The sequence below is a fragment of the Pseudomonas parafulva genome, from assembly GCF_000800255.1.
GTDB classification, from domain to species: Bacteria; Pseudomonadota; Gammaproteobacteria; order Pseudomonadales; family Pseudomonadaceae; genus Aquipseudomonas; species Aquipseudomonas boreofloridensis.
The window spans coordinates 3,373,701-3,394,940 of record NZ_CP009747.1 but is presented as its reverse complement, the minus strand read 5'-3'; the positions used below and the strand labels follow the sequence as shown (position 1 = coordinate 3,394,940).

Genomic DNA, 21,240 nt, shown 5'->3' with positions numbered 1-21,240 from the left:
GAGCCCATGGCCATCAGCAGTACCCCGAGCAGCCCCGCGATCCCCAACGCTACGCCGACCTCCGGCAGCAGTCCGCTGGTGATGCGGATCATCACGTTCTGCGCGCTGGCGCACCTGATCAATGACCTGATCCAGTCGGTCCTGCCGGCCATCTATCCGATGCTCAAGGCCAACTACGACCTGAGCTTCGCCCAAATCGGCCTGATCACCTTGACCTTCCAGGTGACAGCCTCGCTGCTGCAGCCCTGGGTCGGCTTCTACACCGACAAACGCCCTACGCCGAACCTGTTGCCGATGGGCACCCTGTGCACCCTGGTGGGGATCGTCATGCTCGCCTTCGTCGGCAGCTTTCAGATGATCCTCCTGGCCTCGGCGCTGGTGGGCATCGGCTCGTCGACCTTCCACCCGGAGACCTCGCGCATCGCCCGGCTGGCGTCGGGTGGGCGCTTCGGCCTGGCGCAGTCGACCTTCCAGGTCGGCGGCAATGCCGGCTCCGCATTCGGCCCATTGCTGGCAGCGGCCATCGTCATTCCGTTTGGTCAGACCCATGTGGCCTGGTTCGGTCTGGCAGCCCTGTTCTTCTTCGGCGTAACCCTGGTGCTGCGGCGCTGGTACAAGGACCACCTGAACCAGTACAAGGCGCGCAAGGGCGGCGTCGCCAGCCATGGGCTGTCGCGTCGACGCGTGCTGGCGGCGCTGGTGGTGCTGGGCCTGCTGGTGTTCTCCAAGTACTTCTACATGGCCAGCTTCACCAGCTACTTCACCTTCTATCTGATCGAGAAGTTCGGCCTGTCGGTGGCCAGTTCGCAATTGCACCTGTTCCTGTTCCTCGGCGCCGTAGCCGCTGGCACCTTCTTCGGCGGGCCGATCGGTGACCGCATCGGGCGCAAGGCGGTGATCTGGTTCTCGATTCTGGGGGTGGCGCCATTCACCCTGGCGCTGCCGTATGCCGATCTGTTCTGGACCACCGTGCTGAGCCTGGTGATCGGTTTCATACTGGCCTCGGCGTTTTCCGCGATCGTGGTGTACGCGCAAGAACTGGTGCCGGGTAACGTGGGCATGATCGCCGGGATCTTCTTCGGCCTGATGTTCGGCTTCGGCGGCATCGGCGCGGCGCTGCTCGGTTACCTGGCCGACCTGCGCGGGATCGAGTACGTGTACGGATTGTGCTCGTTCCTGCCGTTGTTCGGCTTGCTGGCGGTGTTCTTGCCATCGACCGGGAAGCGTTGAGCCGGGGTCGCGAAGCGGTCCAATCGCGACACAAGGCCGCTCCCACAAAGTCCGCGTAAAGCCGTAGACATGGGGCTGCGCGGAACTTGTGGGAGCGGCCTTGTGCCGCGAAAGGGCTGCGCAGCAGCCCCAATGCCAGCACTATAGATCTTGAGTGAACAGCATCCCGGCGCTGCCTGGGCGTTGACGGATTAGGCGGCGCTGGCCTAGAGTCCGACCCCCTCATCTTCTTGCAGCGAACCTCGCAATGCGCCGCACCCGTAGCCCCAGCCCCTGCTGCCAGCCTGTCGCCCCGACAGCGCGCCGCGCGTGGCCGAGCGACACGGTGCTCAAGCGTCGACGCAGCGTGCTGTTCGCCTTCACCTTCTCCCCGCACCTCGCCTCGCGCTGATCCAGGCCTGCGTCTGCCGTGTGTTCTCGACACGGCCGTGGGCGCCTGCATTTGTCGATCCTTCGGTGGGGTGGAAAAGTACATGAACATGCGTTTGCTGGCGGGCCTGTTGTTCGCCGTGTCGGTGGTGGGCTTCAGCCTGGGGGCCAGCCTGCCGCTAGTGTCGTTGCGTCTGCACCAGGCCGGGGCGGGCACCCTGGAAATCGGCATGGTCTCGGCGATTCCTGCTGCCGGGATGATGCTCTCGGCCTTCATGGTCGATGCCTGCTGTCGGCACTTCACCCGGCGCACCCTCTACCTGCTGTGCTTCAGCCTGTGTGCCTTGAGCATCGGTTTGCTGGAATGGGCTTTCGACAGGCTCTGGCTGCTGGCGCTGCTGCGCCTGGCTTTGGGGATCGGCATGGGCATCGCCATCATTCTCGGCGAGTCGTGGGTCAATGCGCTGTGCGCGGAGCACAACCGCGGCAAGATCATGGCGCTGTACGCCACCAGTTTCACCGGCTTTCAGGTACTCGGCCCGGCGCTGCTGGCGTTGCTCGGGCCGAACAGCCCATGGATCACCGCCGTGGTCACCGCCGGTTACGGCCTGGCCCTGCTGTGCATCGTGTTCAGCGTGCCGAATGACTGCATCGAGCATGACGAGGAGGACGCGCGCAGCTTCACCCTGGCGGGGTTCTTCCGCGTCGCCCCGGCACTGTGCGTAGCGGTGCTGTTTTTCTCGTTCTTCGACGCTGTGGTGCTCTCCTTGCTGCCGGTCTACGCCACCAGCCACGGCTTTGCCGTGGGCGTGGCGGCGTTGATGGTGACGGTGGTGTTCGCCGGCGACATGCTCTTCCAACTGCCACTGGGCTGGCTGGCCGACCGGGTCGAGCGTACCGGGCTGCACCTGCTGTGCGGCGTGGTGGCCATGGTCATCGGCATCGCCTTGCCCTGGCTGCTGAACCTGACCTGGCTATTGTGGCCGCTGCTGGTGCTGCTTGGCGCAGTGGCCGGCGGCATCTACACCCTGGCGCTGGTGCTGATCGGCCAGCGCTTCAAAGGACGCGACCTGGTCACCGCCAACGCCAGCGTCGGGCTGCTGTGGGGCGCCGGTAGCCTGGTCGGTCCGCTGCTCAGCGGGGCGGCGATGGATGTCGCGCCCCACGGCCTGCCCATGGCCCTGGCGCTGATGGCCGGGCTGTTCGTGTGCTTCGCCCGCCAGGCGTATCGGCAGGTTCAGCGGGTGTCAGTCCAGGCGGGCTAGGCCTCAGAAGCTGCCGCGCAGGGTGACCGAAACGTTGCGTGGGTCACCCCAGTAGTAGCCAGTCGGCGTCGGCGCCACCTGACGGTAGTAGCGGCGGTCGAACAGGTTGTTGGCGTTGACCTGCAGCGAGTACTGATCGTTGAAGCGGTAGTTGACCATGGCGTTGTACACCGCGTAGCCCGACTGGCTGGCCACCGCATTGCCACTGCGGTTGTAGATGTCGCTTTGCGCCTGCACCCCACCGCCAACGGTCCACGCCTCCCATTCGCCTGGCAGGCGATAGCTGGTGAACAGGCGCAGCAGACGCTTGGGGTCGGTGGTGCGAATGGCGTTGCCGGTGTTGCCGGTGGTGTCCTTGAGGTATTCGGTCGTGTTGTAGGTGTAGCCGCCACTGACGTTCCAGCCCGGCAGCACTTCGCCGGAAATTTCCAGCTCGAAGCCCTGGCTACGGTTCTTGCCGGCCGCCACCTTGCAGTAGCCGCTGGTGTAGTTCGGCGGGCAGGGGTTGGGGCCGCTGATGTCGTCCAGCGGGTTGCCGACCTGGTAGATACGGAAGAACGCCAGCGAGGTGTTCAGCCGACCGTCGTAGAACTCGCCCTTGATGCCCGTCTCGTAGGCTTCGCCGGTGACCGGTGCGAGCACCGAGCCGCTGGCGTTGGTGGCGGTCTGCGGGTTGAAGATTTCGGTGTAGCTGGCGTAGGTGCTGAAGTTGTCGTTGAGGTCGTAGATCAGCGCGGCGTAGGGCACCACCTTGTTGTCGACGCTGAATGTGCCGCTGGAGCGGGTGTTGTTTTCCTGCTCGTAGTCATACCAGTTGCTGCGCGCGCCGATGATGGCAGTGAGCGGGTCGGCCAGGGAAATGCGCCAAGTGGCGTAGGCACCTTCCTGGGTGGTACGGGTGCGCACCGGGTGCGCGGTGATGTCGATCGGTGGATTGGCCAGGCTGCGCTTGGGGTCCCAGGTGCGGATGTCGAACAGCCCCGACTGCACGAAATTGGTGGCCGAGGCGTAGGAATCGTTGCGAATTCGCTCGACCCCGACCATCAGTTCATGGGTGCGACCGAACAGGTCGAACGGCCCGTTGAGGGTGGCGCTGAGGTTGTTCTGCAGGCTTTCGCCGCCATCGCCCTCGGTGACCTGGTAGCGCATCAGGTAGGGGTTGTTGGTGGGATTGGCGGTGCCGGTGGCGCGGGTGAAGTAGGTCTGCTTGAAACCGTCGTCGGCCAGTTGGAAATGGGTGCGCTGGGCCATCAGCTTGAGCGTCCAGTCGTTGTCGAAGCGGTGTTCGAGTTCGGCGAAGCTTTGCAGGTTGCTGCGGTTCCAGCGGTTCCAGTCGGCGCCCAGGTAGGTGCTGCGGCCCAGCGGCAGGGGCGAGCCGTCGTAGTCGGCCGGCAGGTTGCCCCAGGCCCCGGTGGCATCGAGCTGGGTCCATTCAAGACCGGTGGTCAGGGTGGTGCTGTCGCTGAGGTCGAAGGCCAGCGCGCCATACAGCACGTCCTTGCGCTCCTGGCGCGAGCGCTGGAAGTGGTCCTTGTCGTCGTGCACGGCAATGATCCGGCCGCGCACGTTGCCGGTGTCGGTCAGCGGGCCGGAAACGTCGGCCACATAGCGTTGGGCGTTCCAGGTGCCGAGGGTGATGCTGCCGCTGCCTTGGTAGTCGTAGGTCGGCCGCTTGCGCACCAGGTTCACCGTGCCCGACGGGTTGCCCGAGCCGCGCAGCATGCCGGTGGCCCCGCGCAGGATCTCGGCACGGTCGATGATCGCGGCATCGCTCTGGATGAAAGAGCCGCCGCCGCTGCTCTGCACCACGGTGGCGCCGTCGTACTGGATGGCGTCGATGGAGTAGCCGCGCGAGTAGTACTGCACCCGCTCGCTGTCGGTGAGGTTGACCACCACGCCGGGCGTCTGCTCCAGCAGGTTGGTCAGGTTGGTGATCTGCTGGTCGTCGATGCGCTGGCGGGTGACCACGGTGACCGACTGCGGTGTGCGGCGGATGCTCTGCGGGGTTTTGCCGATGGTCACCGCACCGGTGGTGTAGGAGCCGGTGTGTTCGGTGGTTTCGCCCAGCAGGTCGCTGGAGATGCTGGTGGCGCCCAGTTGCAGGGCATCGCCGACGTCCAGCGCCGGCATCAGGATGAAGCTGTTCGCGCTTTGCTGCTGGGCCTGTACGTCGCTGCCCTGCAACAGGATCGACAGGGCCTGGGCGCTGTCATGGCGGCCCTGCACGCCGCCGGTGGTCTTGCCCGCGAGGCCGGCGGCATCGAACGAGAGGTTCAGCCCGCCCTGGCGCGCCAGCTGTTCCAGCGCTGCGGCCAAGGGCCCCGGAGCAATGTTCCAGGAAAGCTGCTGACGTTGGTCGGCCGGGGCGGCCACGGCTTGGACACAAAGGCCGCTGCCGGCCAGGCCCAGGCCGAAGGCGGCGGCGTGGATGGCACGGCGCAGTCCAGTGGAGGAGGGGGAACACGGGCGAATCATGGAGCGCTCCTGAAGTCGGGGTGAGCCACGTATGGGCTTGATTCCTTCAGGCCGGACGAGAATGAGATTCCACCTCATTTATTTTGTGCAATCGATGTTTTCGGTGCGCGCGATTCGTTCGGGGAAATGCATTAAGCTGTCGCGCCGCGGGTTTGTCGCTGCGCCAAGCGCCACTGGACCGGGGTTATGGATTGGGATCAGGTGAAGGAATACAGCGTGAAGCGTTGGACAGTCGTTACGATTTTTGCCGTTTTGGTGGTGTGGCTGGGTGGGTTTTCGCTCTGCACGGCGGCTCAAGCTTCCCCGAATACCCCTGAGGAACAGCTCATCCACGATCAGTTCGCCAGGCGAATGCTGAAGGCGATCCGTGCGCAGAAGAGTTATCCGCGTGCGGCCGTGGAACTGGCGCCTGATGCGGATCTCTATCTGCGTTTACTGCTGGACCACAAGGGTCGAATCGTCGCTTTCAACACCCAACTGGTGTCGGGCAATCTCATTTTCCGTGCAGAAACCGTGTTGATCGGCGTCAGACTTTCCCGTCTTCCTGTGACGGTGCCGTCGCCCATTTTACTGACGAACGGCGTTGTCGAAGTGATCGCACCCTTGGTGTTCAGAAGAGCGGATGCGGACGATGAGCGCCAGGATGAGCCATTCATCAGCCCTCTGGCGCTTTGAATCTTCGGCTCCCCAGTCAATGTCCCACCACCTGCGCCACTAGGCGCCGATACTCACCCAATACCGCGTCCGATAGTCGACACGCACCGGCAGCGTGTGGGCGATCAGATACAGAATCTGATCGGTGTCGGCCAACTGATAGGTGCCCGACACCTCGAGCCCGGCCACCTGCGGGGCGCAGCGGATGAACCCTGGTCGATAGCGTGACAACTCCGTCACGAAGGCACCGAGCGGCATCTTCTGCACGCTCAGCACGCCCTCGGTCCAGCCCCACGGATCACCCTGCAAATGGGCCGCCTCGACCCCGCCCGCAGGACTGACGTTCAGCACTTCACCCGGCCCCACGCGCCGCGACTGAGCGGACGCCGGGAACAGCTGCACCTCGCCGCTGCGCACGGCCAGCAGCAGGCCGGCGTCATGCTCGCGCAGCAGGAGATGGCCATCGCGGGTGTTCAGCTCGCCGACCGGCGTCTGAATATGGAAGGGGCGCTTATCGTCGGCCTGGCTGGCCAGGCTGACCTCACCCCGGATCAGCGTCAGCAACCGCTGGTTGGCGCTGTAGCGCAGGTCGATGGCGCTGGCGGTATTGAGTTGCAGGCGGCTGCCGTCGCTGCCCCGCAGGTCGCGGCGCTCGCCAGTGGCGGTGCGGCTGTCGGCCATCAGCGCGGGCAGGCCCAACGGCTCGCGCAGGCCCCAGGCCGCGCCCGTGCACACCGCCAGGCCTGCCAGCAGCTTGAGCGTGTCGCGCCGGGCCAAGCGCTGGCGCTGGCTGTGGTCGAGGGTGCGCCGGCTCAGGGCCGAGGGCAGACCCGCCAATTCCTCACCCATGCGGCTGACCCGCTGCCAGGCCAGGGCGTTGAGCGGATGACGCTGCAGCCAGCCCTGGAACTGCCGTTCAAGCCGTGCATTCGGCTCGTCGAAGCGCAGCTTGACCAGCCAGGCAATGGCCTCGTCCACCTGCACCCGGGCCGGTGCCTGCTCAGTGTTCGGCATAGTGCACCCGGTAGCAGGCGGCCAAGGCCTTGGCCAGGTCGCGTTCGACCGTGGCCCTCGACACCTTCAGGTGTGCGGCGATCCGGGCGATGCTCAGACCGTCGAGCTGGGCCAGCAAAAAGGCCTCCCGCGTTCGCGGCTTGAGCTGATGCAGGGCGCGATCCAGGCGCTCGAGGGTGTCGAGGATCACCAGACGGTGTTCCTCGCTCGGCGCCTCGCCTTCCGGCACGCCGGCCAAACTTTGCTGATAAGCACGCTCCAGGGCGCGGCGGCGGTACTGGTCGATCATCAGGCCGCGGGCGACGCTGCTCAGATAAGCGCGCGGTTCCTTGAGCGGCGAAACATTGCGCGCACGCAGCAGGCGCACGAAGGTGTCCTGAGCCAGGTCGGCGGCATGCTCCCGACAGCCGACCCGCGCCCGCAGCCAGCCACGCAGCCAGGCGTTGTGGGTCTGGTAGAGCTGATCGATGTCGGCAGGCGCGAGCGTGTCGTTGAGCGGCATCAGACGGCGGTCCTGGAGGAGAAGAGGGTGGAAGTACGATTGTTAATGGTTCTCAATTCTAGGCGCGTGACGATCTGCCAGCAATGGCGCAGTGCGAATTCGCTGCGCAGGATTCGGCGATACGCTGAGCCGCGCGTGGTCTACCCTGTGGGCTTCGTCTCTGCGCCACCGGTAGCCGCCCCATGATCCACGCCGACCTTTCGCCCCAGGCTTTCGAGCAGGCCCGCGCGTTTCTCAGCGACCTGGACCCGGACTGGGCTCGGCTCGTTGCCCGCGTCGGCCCCTGCCTGCACCGCGCCAAACCCGGACGGGAACCCTTCGAGGCGTTGGTGCGTGCGGTGGCCTATCAGCAATTGCACGCCCGGGCCGCCGAGGCGATTCTCGGCCGGCTGCTGGCGCTGTACCCGAATCAACGCTTCCCCGCGCCCGAGCAACTGCTCGCGACCGATCCGCAGCTACTGCGCGATTGCGGGCTCTCGGCGCGCAAGCTGGCGACCATCCTGGGCATCGCCCAGGCCCGCCTGGACGGGCAAGTACCGACGTTGCAGCAAGCGCGGACGATGGCCGACGCTGCGCTGGTCGAGCGCCTGGTGAGCCTGCACGGTGTCGGCCGCTGGACCGTGGAAATGCTGCTGATCTACAGCCTTGAGCGCTCGGACATCCTGCCGGTGGATGACTTCGGCATACGCGAGGGGTACCGTCGCCTGAAGGGGCTGGAGCGCGCGCCGACGCCTGCGCAGATGCGCGTGTTGGGCGAGCCGTGGCGTCCGTATCGAACCGTGGCAGCCTGGTATCTCTGGCGTGCCTGACAATAACTGAGCAAGAAGCGGAGTGCTCGCCTGAGCGGCGCCTGTCACCGTCGCAGCCAATTCCGTCAGAGGCGTCGATCATGTCTGTCATTCCTTACTGCACCGATGCTCAGCGCTGGCAGGCCGTACAGACCCGTGACCCTGCCGCGCGAGGCCACTTCGTGTATGCCGTGCGCAGCACTGGCATCCATTGCCATCCCGGTTGTCCCTCGCGCCTGGCCAAGCGCGAAAATATCGAGTTCTTCAGCGACACCGTCGCCGCCCAGGCGGCGGGCTACCGGCCTTGCAAGCGCTGCACGGCCAAGAGCGGCGAACCCGAAACCCGGCGCACTACGCTGGTGGCTCGGGCCTGCCGCCTGATCGAGTCCAGCGACAGCGCCGTGCCACTCGCGCAGTTGGCTGCGCAACTGGCGGTCAGTCCCTTTCATTTGCATCGCCTGTTCAAGGCCGAAACCGGCCTCACGCCCAAGGCCTACGCCACGGCGTTTCGGGCCAGGCGACTGCGCGATGGGTTGGAGCAAGCGGGCAGCATCACCGAGGCGATCTTCGAGGCCGGCTTCAATTCCAACAGCCGGTTCTACGCCGATGCCGACCAGCGCCTGGGCATGCGCGCCCGTGACTACCGGGCCGGTGGTGCCGGGGCCTGCATTCGCTTCGCGCTGGGCCAGTGTTTTCTAGGGGCGATCCTGGTGGCGCAGAGCGAGCGGGGTATTTGCGCCATCGCGCTGGGCGATGACCCGCAGGTGCTGCTCGAACACTTGCAGGATCAGTTTCCCAAGGCCGAACTGATCGGTGGCGACAGCGCGTTCGAGCGTCTGGTGGCCGAGGTGGTGGGCTTCGTCGAACAGCCGTCGCTGGGCTTGCGTCTGCCCTTGGACGTACAGGGCACGGCCTTCCAGGAGCGGGTCTGGCAAGCCCTGCGCGAGGTGCCGGCCGGCACGCAGGTGAGCTACAGCGACATCGCCGAGCGCATCGGCGCGCCCAAGGCGGTGCGTGCGGTCGCCCTGGCCTGTGCGGCCAATCGCATCGCCGTGGCCATTCCCTGTCATCGGGTGGTGCGCCGCGATGGCGATCTGAGCGGCTATCGCTGGGGCGTGGCGCGCAAACGTGCGCTGCTGAAACGAGAAACGGTGCTCACCTGAGCGCGGAGGCAGCGTAGAATTCTTCGCCTATCGATTTGCATAGAGGGGAAGTCGATGAGGCATGTCAGCCTTGAGCGTTTTTATGCAGTGATCTTGGCTTTGTTGTTGTGCGTAGCGACGCCGGCCTGGTCGGCACCCGGCGATGCCCCGGCGAGCCTGGCGGCCGCCGAGCAGCAGACCCTGGACGAACACGCCAGCCTGCAGGATTTGAGCGATCGGCTCGACCAGATCCGCCAGGGCGTCACCACCAACGCCAACGACGATGTGCTGTCGCAACTGCGCCAGTCGGCCTTGCAGGTGCAGCGCCAGGCCGATGCCCTGGCCACCCAGCGCACCGCCGACGTCGCCCGTCTGGACGATCAGCTCAACGTACTCGGCCCGGTGCAGCCGGACGAGCCCGACAGCCTGACCCGCCAGCGCCAGCAACTGGACAAGCAGAAAAAGGCGCTGGTCGGCGAACAGACCGAGGCCACCCAACTGACCCAGTCGGCCCGCGACCTGTCCACGCAGATCGTCAACCTGCGCCGCAGCCTGTTCAACTCGCAGATCAGCAGCCGTGCGGCCAGCCCGCTGAGCCCGGCGTTCTGGTCGAGCTTCATCCGCCCCACCGATGAAGACGTGTCGCGCCTGCGCGACCTGCGCGGCGAAGCGGCCGATGCCGTGGCCACGGCGTTCAATGCCGAGCACCGCTGGTGGTTCATCACCTCGCTGGTGGCGGCGATTCTGGTCTGGACCCTGGTGCGCCGCGTGCTCGAACGGCTGTTGGCCGACGCCATGATCCGCTGGCTGCCCGAAGGCCGGTTGCGTCGCAGTGCCCTGGCCCTGAGCGTGGCCCTGGCTACATTGGCGACCATTTCCGGGTCGGTGTCGCTGCTGCGCTGGGGCCTGGAAAGCAGCGCCGAGCTGGGCGCGGACCTGGCCAGCCTGACCAACCATATCCTCACCCTGGTGGTGTTCAGCGCCTTCATTTCCGGCCTGGGCCGCGCCATGCTGATGCTGCAACGGCCGTCGTGGCGCTTGCCGCCGATTCCCGACGAGGTGGCCGAAGCGCTGGCCTGGTTCCCGCAAGTGCTGGCCCTGACCCTGGTGCTGCTGCTGACCCAGGAGCGCATCAACAGCGTGATCGGCACCAGCCTGGCGCTGACCCTGGCCACCAACGGCCTGACCGCACTGGTGGTGTCGCTGCTGTTCGTCGCGGCGCTGGTGCGCTACCGCCGCACCCGACGCCAGCACGGCCTGGAGCGCCCCGCCGGCCTGGCCGGGCTGATTCCGTTCGTGGTGGTGCTGTGGGTCATTGCGATTCTGGCGTCTCTGCTCGCCGGCTACCTGACCCTGGCCTACTTCCTCACCGCCAAGCTGCTGTGGATCAGCGTAGTGGCGGTGTGTGCCTACCTGCTGGTCACGGTGTTCGGCGACCTCTGCGAGACCCTGCTGTCGCCACGTCAACCCGGCGGCGCGGCCCTGGCCTCGGCGCTCGGCCTGCAGCACCGCCATCAGGCCCAGGCCAGCACCTTGCTGGGCGGGCTGGGGCGCACGGTGATGCTGTTCATCGCCGCACTGCTGGCGTTCATGCCGTCGGGCACCAGCCCCAGCGAGCTGCTGCTGAGCCTGGCCGACTGGGACGGCAGCGGCGGCAAGCTGCTGGGCAACTTGAACATCGTGCCCCAGGACATCTTCCTGGCCCTGGCGATCTTCCTCGGCGGCCTGTTCGCCTTGCGCGTGCTCAAGCGCTGGCTGAGCGAGCGGCTGCTGCCGGAAACCGACATGGACGCCGGCATGCGCGCCTCGCTGGTGACCCTGGTCGGTTACCTGGGCTTCCTGTTCCTGGCCATGCTGGTGATGTCGACCCTGCACATCAACCTGACCAGCCTCACCTGGGTGGTCAGTGCGCTGTCGGTAGGTATCGGTTTCGGCCTGCAACAGATCGTGCAGAACTTCATCTCCGGCTTGATCCTGCTCACCGAGCGACCGGTGAAGGTCGGCGACTGGGTCAGCCTGGCCGGCGTCGAGGGCGATATCCGGCGCATCAATGTGCGCGCCACCGAGATCCAGATGTCCGATCGCTCGACGGTGATCGTGCCCAACTCGCAGTTCATTTCCCAGAACGTGCGCAACGTCACCATGGCCAACGCCCTGGGTGTGGTCGGCGTGACCCTGACCCTGCCGCTGGACACCGATGCCGGGCGGGTGCGCGAGTTGCTGCTGCAAGCGTTCCAGGAACATGAAGGCATTCTCGATGCCCCGGCGCCGTCGGTGACCTTCAAGGATTTGACCGCCAGCGGCATGCTGATCAGCGCCAGCGGCTACGTGGCCAGCCCCCGCCAGGTGGGGGGCGCGCGCAGCGACCTGCTGTTCACCATTCTGGGCCGCCTGCGCGATGAAGGCATTGCGCTGTCTTCGCCGCAGAGTATGGTGCTGCTGCAAGATGCCCAAAAGCCTTCTGAGGAACCGACGACATGACGCTCGACGCCCATCAGCACAGCCTGACCCTGGCCACCGATTACCTGGCCGAAGTGCGCAAGCGCCTGGGCGAAGACGAAGCCGAGCAGTTCGCCCGCGCCCATGGCGCTTCGCCTGAAGATCTGCAGCGCCTGGTGCAACGCTACCCACAGTGCCCGCCGGCGCTGATCGGCTTGCTGCAGCAGGTGGACGGAACCCATTGGCGCGCGTATCCGGGCGGCGAAATCGCCGTACCGATCCTCGGTTCCGATGTGGTGGAGTACCCGTACTACCTGCGCTCGGTGGCGCAGATCCTCGAGGACAGCGAGGCCGCGCCGACCAGCATCGCGCAGATCTATGAGGAATATCTGGACGAAGACCCCGAGTTGCTCGGGGCCGGCATCGATGCTCATGCCCCGCTCAATCGACGGTTGTGCTTCGCCTACTGCATCAACAATGGCGGCACCTCGCAGTTGTACGTCGACTTCGACCCGGCACCGGGCGGGGTGTCGGGGCAGGTGGTGCGCTACCTGCACGATCCTGACAGCTACAAGGTGATCGCCTCTGACTTCAGCGCTTACCTGCACACGCTGTTCGAGGCTGAGTTCGACTTCATCTTCGAGGACTAATGAGTTGCTGCCTTGCCCGCGTTGGCAGGGCAGTACTTGATTCTCACCTTGACGCGATAGCAACATCAGCGCGCTATGTTGAAAATTCACAGAGGACGTGATGGTTACTGAAATCCAAAAACACATCGTACAGCCGACAGTTTATCCCCCCATTAGCTGCTCAAGTCTGTTCAAGAGCAGACTGAAAAATGACCTTCTGGCGACACCGTTCTTCCTTATCTGGGGCATTACAGTCGCGCTGGCGATACAGTATTCACCCAGTGAGAACTTCAATGCTTTCTTCGCCGGTGTGTTCGAAGAAGGGGTCGCACTGAAAAGCATGCTTGTTCTACTGACGCTATCCGTGCTGTCTTTGGCGATTCTGTTCATTGTTCAACCTGAACCGCGCAGCCGGGGGTTCAGAATGCTCCAGGCGCCTTGGCGCACGGGCAGGGCGCTCTGTCTGAGTATGGGTTCAATGATGCTCGGTATGGCAGGCGTCGCACTATTCACCGAGGAAACGCAGACTGTCCAAGTTTTACTGGTCAGCGTGTTAGCGCCTATTTGGTTTGCCTGGTTCGCGCTCTTTGCGATCGACATGGTGGCGGCAGACAGTAAAAATCTCTCCCAAGGGGCGGAGCGCACCTGGCGCATATTCGGTATTTTTTTCTCATCTGCGCGCTGGTCGTCACTGTTTCCCTGTATCGTCAGATCAATTCCGGACACTTCTCGTCGCCGCCCCACGAGAGTGCCTCACCTGTGAATTGACGACCGACACCAATACCGGCTGGCGCTTGTTGTGCTGAACGAGCGCTAGCCGCTTTCATCAGCGTCGCAGGCCCAGAAACGTTTACCGCCCTTCCTCAAGCTCGACCAGCACAGCCCCATCGGCCACCAACTCACCCTCGCTGCAATACACCGCTTTCACCGTCCCGCTGTGCGGCGCGCGGATGCTGTGCTCCATCTTCATCGCTTCGAGCAATACCAGTGCGGCGCCGGCTTCGACCTGATCGCCCGGGGCCACTAGAACCTGTACAACACTGCCATTCATCGGCGCGCTCAGGCCGCCGGGGTGAGCGTGGCTGGCGCAGGCCGCGATAGGGTCGAAGCGGGTGATGGCGTGCAGCTCTCCCTCCCATTTCAGATACAGCGTGTCGCCCTGGCGAACGGCGGGGAGACGTTGACTCGGCTGGCCAGCCACCCGCAACTGCTCGCCCTGCAAGCGGTTCTGGCCATGGGCGCGCACGCGGCGCTCCACGCCCTGGCAGCTCAGGTGCAGTTCGATCTCGGCGCCGCCGCCGGACCGCCAGCCGGAGGTCGCCGTCCACGGTGAGTAGGCATCGTCGGCGCGGCTGCGCAGTGGCTCGCTCTGGATGAAGGCATCGGCGGCGCAGTGCCAGAAGGCGTCTGGCAGGGCTACGGGCGCAGGCAAGAGCTGCGCCTGATGCCTGGGGATGAACCCGGTGTCGAGCTCGGCACGGGCGAACGCGGGATGACTGAGCACGCGCCTGAGGAACGTCAGGTTGGTCTTCACGCCGCCGACCAGGGTTTCATCGAGGATTGCCAGCAACCGCAAGCGCGCCTCTTCACGGTTCTCGCCCCAGGCGATCAGTTTGCCCAGCATCGGGTCGTAGAACGGCGACACGCCGTCGCCCTGGGCCACGCCGCTGTCGATGCGCCGGCCCGGCCCCTCGGTGGCCTCGCGGTACAGCGAAAGGGTGCCGGTGGCTGGCAGGAAATCGTGATCGGGGTCTTCGGCATACAGCCGCACCTCGATGGCATGGCCGCGCAGTGGCACCTGCGCCTGCTGCAAGGGCAGCGGCTCGCCACGGGCCACACGAATCTGCCAGGCCACCAGGTCGAGGCCGGTGATCAGTTCGGTGACCGGATGCTCGACCTGCAGACGGGTATTCATCTCCATAAAGAAGAAATCGCCGCGTTCGTCGAGCAGAAATTCCACCGTGCCCGCACCCACATAGCCGATGGCCTGCGCGGCCTTGACCGCCGCTTCGCCCATGGCGCGGCGCAGCTCGGCGGACAAGCCCGGTGCCGGGGCTTCTTCGACCACCTTCTGATGGCGGCGCTGGATCGAGCAATCGCGCTCGTTGAGGTACAGGCAGTGGCCGTGGCGGTCGGCGAACACCTGGATTTCCACATGGCGCGGTTTGAGGACGTATTTCTCCACCAACATGCGCGCGTCGCCGAACGACGATTGCGCCTCGCGCTGCGCGCTGGCCAAAGCGTCGGCCAGTTCGGCTTCGCGCTCGACCACTTTCATGCCCTTGCCGCCGCCGCCGGCCGCGGCCTTGAGCAGCACCGGATAGCCGATGCGCTGGGCCGCGGCGCGGAAGGTTTCCAGGTCTTGGGCCTCGCCGTGATAGCCCGGCACCAAGGGCACGCCGGCGCGCTCCATCAGCGCTTTGGCGGCCGATTTGCTGCCCATGGCTTCGATGGCCGAGGCGGGCGGGCCGAGGAAGAGCAGCCCGGCATGTTCGATGGCGCGGGCAAAGCCTGCGTTTTCCGAGAGAAAGCCGTAACCGGGATGGATCGCCTGTGCGCCGCTGGCCTTGGCCGCGTCGATGATCCTGTCGATCAACAGGTAGCTCTCGGCCGGCTTGGCGCCGCCCAGGTCCACCGCCAGATCGGCTTCACGCACATGCCGCGCGTCACGGTCGATGGCGCTGTGGACCGCCACGGTACGGATGCCCATGGCTTTGGCGGTGCGCATCACCCGGCAGGCGATTTCGCCTCGGTTGGCGATCAACAGCGTGTCGAGAATGTTCATGGATGCGATTCCTGCCAGCTCGGTTGACGTTTTTCCAGGAAGGCAGTCAAGCCCTCCTGACCTTCGGCACTGACCCGCAGTCCGGCGATGTCCGCTTCGGTGCGGGCGCGCAGATCGGCACTCAGGGCGCCGCTGCCGACGTCACGCAGCAGGCGCTTGCTGACACGCATGGCCTGGGGGCTGTTCTGCAACAGTTGGGCGATCCAGCGATGGCACTGCGCGTCCAGCTCGTCGGCAGCACAGGTGGTGGTGAGCAGGCCGAGTTCGCGCGCGCACGGGCCATCGAAACGTTCGGCGGTCAGGGCGTAACGCCGCGTGGCGCGCTCGCCCAGCGCCTGCACGACGAAGGGGCTGATCACCGCCGGCGCCAGGCCGATACGCACTTCCGACAGGGCGAACAGGCTGTCGTGGGTGCCGATGGCCATGTCGCAGCAACTGACCAGGCCGACCGCGCCGCCGAAGGCCGCGCCTTGCACCACTGCCAGGGTCGGCATCGGCAACTCGGCGAGCCTGTACATCAGCTCGGCCAATTGCTGGGCATCGCGCAGATTGGCGTCATAGTCGAGCCCGGCTGCCTGCTGCATCCACGCAAGGTCCGCGCCCGCGCAAAAGTGCTTGCCGCGCCCGCGCAGCAGCAGGAAGCGCAGCGAGGCGTCGGCTGCGATCAGGTCCAGCGCTTGGATCAGTTCGCCAATCATTTCGGCGTTGAACGCGTTGTGCTTGTCCGGGCGGTTCAGCCACAAGGTGGCGAATCCGCGTGGGTCGTGTTCCAGGTGCAGGGTGGTGAAGTCGGTCATGGTCAGGCCTGTCACGTGACGAAAGGAGGGCGCCCGAGGCGCATCACATACGGAAGACGCCAAAGCGGGTCGGCTCGATCGGCGCATTGAGGCTGGCCGAGAGCGCCAGGGCGAGCACCTCGCGGGTCTGTGCCGGGTCGATCACGCCGTCATCCCAGAGCCGGGCGCTGGAATAGAAGGCATGCGCCTGCTGCTCGTACTGCTCGACGATGGGTTGCTTGAGGCGCTGCTCGTCCTCGGCCGAGTAGTGCTCGCCGCTGCGCTCGGCCTGCTCGCGTTTGACCTGCACCAACACCCCGGCCGCCTGCTGGGCGCCCATCACACCGATCTTGGCGTTGGGCCACATCCACAGGAAACGCGGGTCGTAGGCGCGTCCGCACATGCCGTAGTTCCCGGCGCCGAAGCTGCCGCCGATGATCACCGTGAACTTCGGCACCTGGGCGCAGGCCACCGCGGTGACCAGCTTGGCGCCGTGCTTGGCGATGCCGCCTTCTTCGTATTTCTTGCCGACCATGAAGCCGGTGATGTTCTGCAGGAACAGCAGCGGGATGCCACGCTGGCAGGCCAGTTCGACGAAATGGGCGCCTTTCTGCGCCGCCTCGGCGAAGAGGATGCCGTTATTGGCCAGTATCGCCACCGGGTATCCCGCCAGCCGGGCGAAGCCGCACACCAGGGTGGTGCCGAACAGGGCCTTGAATTCATCGAACTGCGAGTCGTCGACCAGGCGCGCGATCACCTCGCGCACGTCGAAGGGCTGCCTGGGGTCTTTGTGAATCACCCCGTACAGCTCGTCGGCGGCATGGCGCGGTGCGATGGGGGCGTGCACATCGAGCTGGCCGAGCTTGCGCCAGTTCAGGTTGGCGACACAGCGTCGGGCCAGGGCCAGGGCGTGCTCGTCATTTTCGGCATAGTGGTCGGCTACGCCGCTGGTCTTGCAGTGCACGTCGGCACCGCCCAGTTCCTCGGCGCTGACCACTTCCCCCGTGGCGGCTTTGACCAGCGGTGGGCCGGCGAGAAAGATGGTCGCCTGCTGGCGCACCATGATGGTCTCGTCGCTCATGGCCGGCACATAGGCGCCGCCAGCAGTGCACGAGCCCATGACCACGGCGATCTGTGCGATGCCCAGGGCACTGAGGTGGGCCTGATTGAAGAAGATCCGCCCGAAATGCTCGCGGTCGGGGAACACCTCGTCCTGGCGCGGCAGGTTGGCGCCGCCGGAGTCCACCAGGTAGATACACGGCAAACGGTTCTCGCGGGCGATGGCCTGGGCGCGCAGGTGTTTTTTCACGGTCAGTGGGTAGTAGCTGCCGCCTTTCACCGTGGCGTCGTTGGCGACGATCATGCACTCCACGCCTTCGACGCGGCCGATGCCGGTGATCACCCCGGCAGCAGCCACCTCTTCGCCGTAGACCTCATGGGCGGCGAGCGGGCCGATCTCGAGGAACGGTGAGCCGGGATCGAGCAAGCGATTGATCCGCTCCCTGGGCAGCAGCTTGCCACGCGAGGTATGCCGCGCCTGGGCTTTCTCGCCACCGCCCTGGTGGATGCGGGCGAGCAGTCGATGCAGCTCGTCCAGTTGATCGAGCATGGCCGCGCGGTTGGCGGCGAAGTCGGGACTGCGAACGTTGATCTGGGACGTCAGGATAGCCATGTGAGCCTCGATAGCGGTGCGCCAGTGATGCTTGAGCGTGCGGCGATTTCAACGGGTCTCGTTGAACAGCTCGCGACCGATCAGCATGCGGCGGATTTCGCTGGTGCCGGCACCGATCTCGTAGAGCTTGGCATCGCGCAGCAGGCGCCCGGTGGGGAACTCGTTGATGTAGCCGTTGCCGCCGAGGATCTGGATCGCTTCCAGGGCGATCTGCGTGGCGCGCTCGGCGGTGTAGAGGATCACCCCGGCGGCATCCTTGCGCGTGGTCTCGCCACGGTCGCAGGCCTGGGCGACGGCGTAGAGGTAGGCGCGGCTGGCATTGAGCTGGGTGTACATGTCGGCGATCTTGCCCTGGATGAGCTGGAACTCGCCGATGCTCTGGCCGAACTGCTTGCGGTCGTGGATGTACGGCACCACCACGTCCATCGCGGCCTGCATGATGCCGACCGGCCCACCGGAGAGCACCACGCGTTCGTAGTCCAGACCGCTCATCAGCACGCGCACGCCGCCATTCTCCTGGCCGAGGATGTTTTCCTCGGGCACCTCGACGTCGTCGAAGAACAGTTCGCAGGTGTTGGAACCGCGCATGCCCAACTTGTCGAACTTCTGGCTGCGGGTGAAGCCTTTCCAGTCGCGCTCGACGATGAACGCGGTGATGCCATGGGCGCCCTTGTCCAGGTCGGTCTTGGCGTAGATCACGTAGGTGTTGGCATCCGGGCCATTGGTGATCCAGGTCTTGGAGCCATTGAGCACGTAGCGCTCGCCGCGCTTCTCGGCGCGCAGCTTCATGCTGACCACATCGGAACCGGCATTCGGCTCGCTCATGGCCAGGGCACCGACGTGCTCGCCGCTGACCAGCTTGGGCAGGTAGCGGGCTTTCTGGTCGGCATTGCCGTTGCGCTTGATCTGGTTGACGCACAGGTTGGAGTGGGCGCCGTAGGACAAGGCCACCGAAGCCGAGCCGCGGCTGATTTCTTCCATGGCGATGACGTGCGCCAGGTAGCCCATGCCGGAGCCGCCGTATTGCTCGTCGACGGTGATGCCGAGCAGCCCCATGTCACCGAACTTGCGCCACAGGTCCGCAGGGAACTGGTTTTCAGCATCGATGGCGCTGGCGCGTGGCGCCAGCTCGGCGACGACGAAGCTTTGTACTTGCTCGCGGAGCATGTCGAGGGTTTCGCCCAGGGCGAAGTTCAGGCTGGGGTAGGTCATGGCTCACCTTGATTATTGTTCGGATGAGAGAAGGGTAGACATCGCTGGAGTATCACCTTTACGTTAACGTAAACTTGCTGCTGGAAGGTGTCAACACGCCGCTGTGTTTGCGAGCTCTCTGCAATTCAGGGGGGGCGTGGTGACAGGCACATCCTGCGTTGACGTTAACGTAATCAGTTGTTAGCGTCGGTCCACCGCTTTTGCGAGCCCGGCCACTGTGCTAGCGGCTCGCCCGCTTTCGTAAAAGGACTCAATGTGGCCGCCAAGACCTACAGCATTTCCGAGCTGGCACGCGAGCTGGACGTGACCACCCGGACCATTCGTTTCTACGAAGAGCAGGGCATGCTGGCGCCGAGTCGGCGTGGCCAGGAGCGCATCTACACCCCCAAGGACCGCGTCACCCTCAAGCTGATCATGCGCGGTAAACGCATCGGCTTTTCTCTTGCCGAATGCAAGGCGCTGATCGAGCTGTACGACCCGCAAGGCGACAACAGCAACCAGCTCACCAACATGCTGGGCAAGATCACCGAGCGGCGGATGCAACTCGATCAGCAGCTGTTGGACATTCAACAGATGCAGTTGGAGCTGGATATCGCCGAGGAGCGGTGTCGGGCTGCGTTGCAGGGTAAAAGCACGGGGCAGGAAGAAGACGGTTCGGTGTGAGTCAGCGCCTTCAAAGAAAACCCCCTGTCAGGCGTCAGCCCGACAGGGGGTGGTTGTACGATCCGTCAGGACTTTTCTGGAGGTAGATCAAGCACTCCATCGGCAGAATCAACGATTCCAGCTCTCCTCACTCGTCTGCAAGGCATTGGCAATAGTCTGCACCTTGTCGTCCGCCAGCTCCCGAGGCAGTGGATCGGCGCCGGAGCTCACGAATACCTGGGAATAGGCATTGCGCATTTCGGCATAGGACAGGTCGCGCTTAAGCTGGGTCTGCAGGTTGTTCAGCTCGCCCTGGATCAGCTCCAACTCACCAATGTTGTTGGTCTTGAAGCGATTGCGCAGTTGCTCGGCGATCTGCCCGTCGAGGCTGGCCATCTGCTCGCTGGTCTCGAACTGGCGGCTGGCTTCCTCGAAGTTGGCGCGGGCCACGTACAACTGGGCCATGACCGCCACGGACATCGCCTGGCGGCGTGCATCGGCAACGCGTTCACCCGCCTTGGCAACATCGATCGCCGCTGGCGCGGAGATCACGTTGAACAGGTTCCAGGTGACCTTCAGGCCATAATCGACCCAGCTCTGGTTGGTCAGGAAGGAGTTGCTGTCGTAATGACCTCCGGCCGAGAACTCCAGGCCCGGTAGCATGCGCAGCATCGCCTTGCGGGTTTCGGTGGCGCTGATGCGCGATTGGTAGTCCTGCTCGCGCAGCTCCGGACGGCTGGCCAGGGCCTGCTGCTCCAGCTTGGCGAAGTCGACGTGCAGCTTCGGTACGGTGTAGTTGCTGTCCAGCGCCAGGGTATAGGGCTTGTCCATCGGCTGGTTGATCAGCGCAGCCAGTTCGGTCTTGGCCAGCGTCAGTGCCCGGCGTTGCTCTTCCAGCTGGCGGGTGGCCTCGATCAGGGCACGCTGGTAACTCAGGGCCTGGACCGGGTCACCGATACGCTGGGCGCTCATCAACTGACTGTTGATGCGCGCCTGGCTGATGCGTCCCATCAAGGTATCGATCTGCGTCAGCAGGCGCTCTGCCGCCACCGCGCGCCAGTAGGCCGAACGCACGTCCTGGGTGATGGTGTGGATGACCTTGCGCTTGCGTTCCTGGAGAATGTAGCGCTGGTCGGACTGCTGCTTTGCGCCCAGGTAGCTGACACCGAAGTCCAGCACGTTCCAGACCATGGTCAGGTCGGCCACCTCGCGGTCGCGGTCCTGGGAGGTCGAAGGCTCGAGGGACTGGGTACCGGTCCGAATGCTCTGGCTGCTGGAGGCGCTCTGGTTGTTGCGCCCGGCATAGCCTGCGGACAACGCCATGCGCGGCAACATGTCGAATTGGGCAAGGTCCAGCTGACGCTGGCCCAGGGCCTCTTCCATCACCTTCAGGCGCGCTTCGAGGTTGTACTTGACCGCACGGGCCATGGCCTGATGCAGGGTCAGGGGCCCGCTGAGCGGTTCCTGGTCCTTGTAGATCTGTGCCAGGTCGGCACGGGCACGTTCTTCGCTGGCACTGCGCTCGATCGGGTCGGTCTTGACGGCACAACCGCCGATGGCCAATGCCAACAGACTGGCGGCAAACAGTTTGTGTTTCTTGTTCATCCTTGGGCCGCCCCCTGGTACGGCTTGATTCTCAAATGTTG

General features: G+C 65.0%; 18 protein-coding genes. 10 read left to right on the top strand and 8 right to left on the bottom strand.

Going from position 1 to position 21,240, the window contains the following annotated elements:
• The first annotated feature begins 6 nt into the window (after positions 1-6).
• From NJ69_RS14715 to NJ69_RS14710, 3 genes are all read left to right on the top strand, one after another.
• Positions 7-1,230 (top strand): MFS transporter, encoded by a 1,224-nt coding sequence (locus NJ69_RS14715; protein WP_039580266.1) that lies wholly within the window; start codon positions 7-9, stop codon positions 1,228-1,230.
• A 247-nt stretch (positions 1,231-1,477) separates the two neighbouring features.
• Positions 1,478-1,621, top strand: a complete 144-nt coding sequence (locus NJ69_RS22775) for a hypothetical protein (protein ID WP_162889563.1) — start codon at positions 1,478-1,480, stop codon at positions 1,619-1,621.
• A gap of 82 nt (positions 1,622-1,703) precedes the next feature.
• On the top strand, positions 1,704-2,864 hold the full coding sequence (locus tag NJ69_RS14710; RefSeq protein WP_039580263.1) for an MFS transporter: 1,161 nt from the start codon (positions 1,704-1,706) through the stop codon (positions 2,862-2,864).
• A 3-nt stretch (positions 2,865-2,867) separates the two neighbouring features.
• Here the strand turns inward: NJ69_RS14710 and NJ69_RS14705 are convergent, their stop codons facing one another.
• Complete coding sequence (locus tag NJ69_RS14705; RefSeq protein ID WP_039580260.1) at positions 2,868-5,339, bottom strand: TonB-dependent siderophore receptor; 2,472 nt, start codon at positions 5,337-5,339, stop codon at positions 2,868-2,870.
• A gap of 186 nt (positions 5,340-5,525) precedes the next feature.
• On the opposite strand from NJ69_RS14705, the gene NJ69_RS14700 reads away from it, so the two are divergent.
• Positions 5,526-6,014: a hypothetical protein gene (locus NJ69_RS14700; protein ID WP_039580257.1), complete on the top strand. Its 489-nt coding sequence runs from the start codon at positions 5,526-5,528 to the stop codon at positions 6,012-6,014.
• Between the two features lie 39 nt (positions 6,015-6,053).
• Here the strand turns inward: NJ69_RS14700 and NJ69_RS14695 are convergent, their stop codons facing one another.
• Entirely contained in the window at positions 6,054-7,007 is a 954-nt protein-coding gene (locus tag NJ69_RS14695; RefSeq protein WP_039580255.1) for a FecR domain-containing protein, read from the bottom strand.
• Positions 6,994-7,509, bottom strand: coding sequence for a sigma-70 family RNA polymerase sigma factor (locus NJ69_RS14690; protein WP_039580252.1), 516 nt, complete (start codon positions 7,507-7,509; stop codon positions 6,994-6,996). The genes NJ69_RS14695 and NJ69_RS14690 overlap by 14 nt, the downstream gene beginning before the upstream one ends.
• Positions 7,510-7,691: 182 nt before the next feature.
• Between NJ69_RS14690 and NJ69_RS14685 the strand changes: the two genes are divergently transcribed.
• From NJ69_RS14685 to NJ69_RS14665, 5 genes are all read left to right on the top strand, one after another.
• Complete coding sequence (locus NJ69_RS14685) at positions 7,692-8,318, top strand: DNA-3-methyladenine glycosylase family protein (protein WP_039580250.1); 627 nt, start codon at positions 7,692-7,694, stop codon at positions 8,316-8,318.
• A gap of 80 nt (positions 8,319-8,398) precedes the next feature.
• Entirely contained in the window at positions 8,399-9,460 is a 1,062-nt protein-coding gene (gene ada / locus NJ69_RS14680; RefSeq protein WP_039580248.1) for a bifunctional DNA-binding transcriptional regulator/O6-methylguanine-DNA methyltransferase Ada, read from the top strand.
• A gap of 54 nt (positions 9,461-9,514) precedes the next feature.
• Complete coding sequence (locus NJ69_RS14675; RefSeq protein WP_039580245.1) at positions 9,515-11,920, top strand: DUF3772 domain-containing protein; 2,406 nt, start codon at positions 9,515-9,517, stop codon at positions 11,918-11,920.
• Positions 11,917-12,528, top strand: coding sequence for an SMI1/KNR4 family protein (locus NJ69_RS14670; RefSeq protein WP_052192123.1), 612 nt, complete (start codon positions 11,917-11,919; stop codon positions 12,526-12,528). The genes NJ69_RS14675 and NJ69_RS14670 overlap by 4 nt, the downstream gene beginning before the upstream one ends.
• Before the next feature lie 100 nt (positions 12,529-12,628).
• Entirely contained in the window at positions 12,629-13,270 is a 642-nt protein-coding gene (locus NJ69_RS14665) for a hypothetical protein (protein ID WP_039580244.1), read from the top strand.
• An 87-nt stretch (positions 13,271-13,357) separates the two neighbouring features.
• Here the strand turns inward: NJ69_RS14665 and NJ69_RS14660 are convergent, their stop codons facing one another.
• The 4 genes from NJ69_RS14660 to NJ69_RS14645 are packed head-to-tail and all read right to left on the bottom strand — an operon-like array spanning position 13,358 to position 18,952.
• Positions 13,358-15,292 carry an acetyl/propionyl/methylcrotonyl-CoA carboxylase subunit alpha gene (locus NJ69_RS14660; RefSeq protein ID WP_039580242.1) on the bottom strand — a complete coding sequence of 645 codons (1,935 nt, stop codon included), beginning with the start codon at positions 15,290-15,292 and terminating at the stop codon, positions 13,358-13,360.
• Positions 15,289-16,089: a gamma-carboxygeranoyl-CoA hydratase gene (locus NJ69_RS14655; RefSeq protein WP_039580240.1), complete on the bottom strand. Its 801-nt coding sequence runs from the start codon at positions 16,087-16,089 to the stop codon at positions 15,289-15,291. The genes NJ69_RS14660 and NJ69_RS14655 overlap by 4 nt, the downstream gene beginning before the upstream one ends.
• A 43-nt stretch (positions 16,090-16,132) precedes the next feature.
• The gene (locus NJ69_RS14650; protein ID WP_039580238.1) at positions 16,133-17,740 is read right to left on the bottom strand and encodes a carboxyl transferase domain-containing protein; all 1,608 of its coding nucleotides are present in this window, start codon (positions 17,738-17,740) and stop codon (positions 16,133-16,135) included.
• 48 nt (positions 17,741-17,788) lie between these two features.
• Complete coding sequence (locus NJ69_RS14645) at positions 17,789-18,952, bottom strand: isovaleryl-CoA dehydrogenase (RefSeq protein WP_039580237.1); 1,164 nt, start codon at positions 18,950-18,952, stop codon at positions 17,789-17,791.
• A 255-nt stretch (positions 18,953-19,207) separates the two neighbouring features.
• Here NJ69_RS14645 and NJ69_RS14640 point away from each other — a divergent pair, with 255 nt between their 5' ends.
• Positions 19,208-19,615, top strand: a complete 408-nt coding sequence (locus tag NJ69_RS14640) for a MerR family transcriptional regulator (protein ID WP_039580235.1) — start codon at positions 19,208-19,210, stop codon at positions 19,613-19,615.
• Between the two features lie 108 nt (positions 19,616-19,723).
• On the opposite strand, the gene NJ69_RS14635 is transcribed toward NJ69_RS14640, so the two are convergent.
• Positions 19,724-21,199 carry a TolC family protein gene (locus tag NJ69_RS14635; protein WP_039580232.1) on the bottom strand — a complete coding sequence of 492 codons (1,476 nt, stop codon included), beginning with the start codon at positions 21,197-21,199 and terminating at the stop codon, positions 19,724-19,726.
• Positions 21,200-21,240: the final 41 nt, after the last annotated feature.

Coding starts and splice junctions, on each gene's coding strand:
- NJ69_RS14705 (WP_039580260.1), bottom strand. CDS start 5,339: ATGATTCGCCCGTGTTCCCCCTCCTCCACTGGACTGCGCCGTGCCATC.
- NJ69_RS14665 (WP_039580244.1), top strand. CDS start 12,629: ATGGTTACTGAAATCCAAAAACACATCGTACAGCCGACAGTTTATCCC.
- NJ69_RS14695 (WP_039580255.1), bottom strand. CDS start 7,007: ATGCCGAACACTGAGCAGGCACCGGCCCGGGTGCAGGTGGACGAGGCC.
- NJ69_RS14650 (WP_039580238.1), bottom strand. CDS start 17,740: ATGGCTATCCTGACGTCCCAGATCAACGTTCGCAGTCCCGACTTCGCC.
- NJ69_RS14690 (WP_039580252.1), bottom strand. CDS start 7,509: ATGCCGCTCAACGACACGCTCGCGCCTGCCGACATCGATCAGCTCTAC.
- NJ69_RS14710 (WP_039580263.1), top strand. CDS start 1,704: ATGAACATGCGTTTGCTGGCGGGCCTGTTGTTCGCCGTGTCGGTGGTG.
- NJ69_RS14715 (WP_039580266.1), top strand. CDS start 7: ATGGCCATCAGCAGTACCCCGAGCAGCCCCGCGATCCCCAACGCTACG.
- NJ69_RS14675 (WP_039580245.1), top strand. CDS start 9,515: ATGAGGCATGTCAGCCTTGAGCGTTTTTATGCAGTGATCTTGGCTTTG.
- NJ69_RS22775 (WP_162889563.1), top strand. CDS start 1,478: ATGCGCCGCACCCGTAGCCCCAGCCCCTGCTGCCAGCCTGTCGCCCCG.
- NJ69_RS14700 (WP_039580257.1), top strand. CDS start 5,526: ATGGATTGGGATCAGGTGAAGGAATACAGCGTGAAGCGTTGGACAGTC.
- ada (WP_039580248.1), top strand. CDS start 8,399: ATGTCTGTCATTCCTTACTGCACCGATGCTCAGCGCTGGCAGGCCGTA.
- NJ69_RS14670 (WP_052192123.1), top strand. CDS start 11,917: ATGACGCTCGACGCCCATCAGCACAGCCTGACCCTGGCCACCGATTAC.
- NJ69_RS14655 (WP_039580240.1), bottom strand. CDS start 16,089: ATGACCGACTTCACCACCCTGCACCTGGAACACGACCCACGCGGATTC.
- NJ69_RS14685 (WP_039580250.1), top strand. CDS start 7,692: ATGATCCACGCCGACCTTTCGCCCCAGGCTTTCGAGCAGGCCCGCGCG.
- NJ69_RS14635 (WP_039580232.1), bottom strand. CDS start 21,199: ATGAACAAGAAACACAAACTGTTTGCCGCCAGTCTGTTGGCATTGGCC.
- NJ69_RS14660 (WP_039580242.1), bottom strand. CDS start 15,292: ATGAACATTCTCGACACGCTGTTGATCGCCAACCGAGGCGAAATCGCC.
- NJ69_RS14645 (WP_039580237.1), bottom strand. CDS start 18,952: ATGACCTACCCCAGCCTGAACTTCGCCCTGGGCGAAACCCTCGACATG.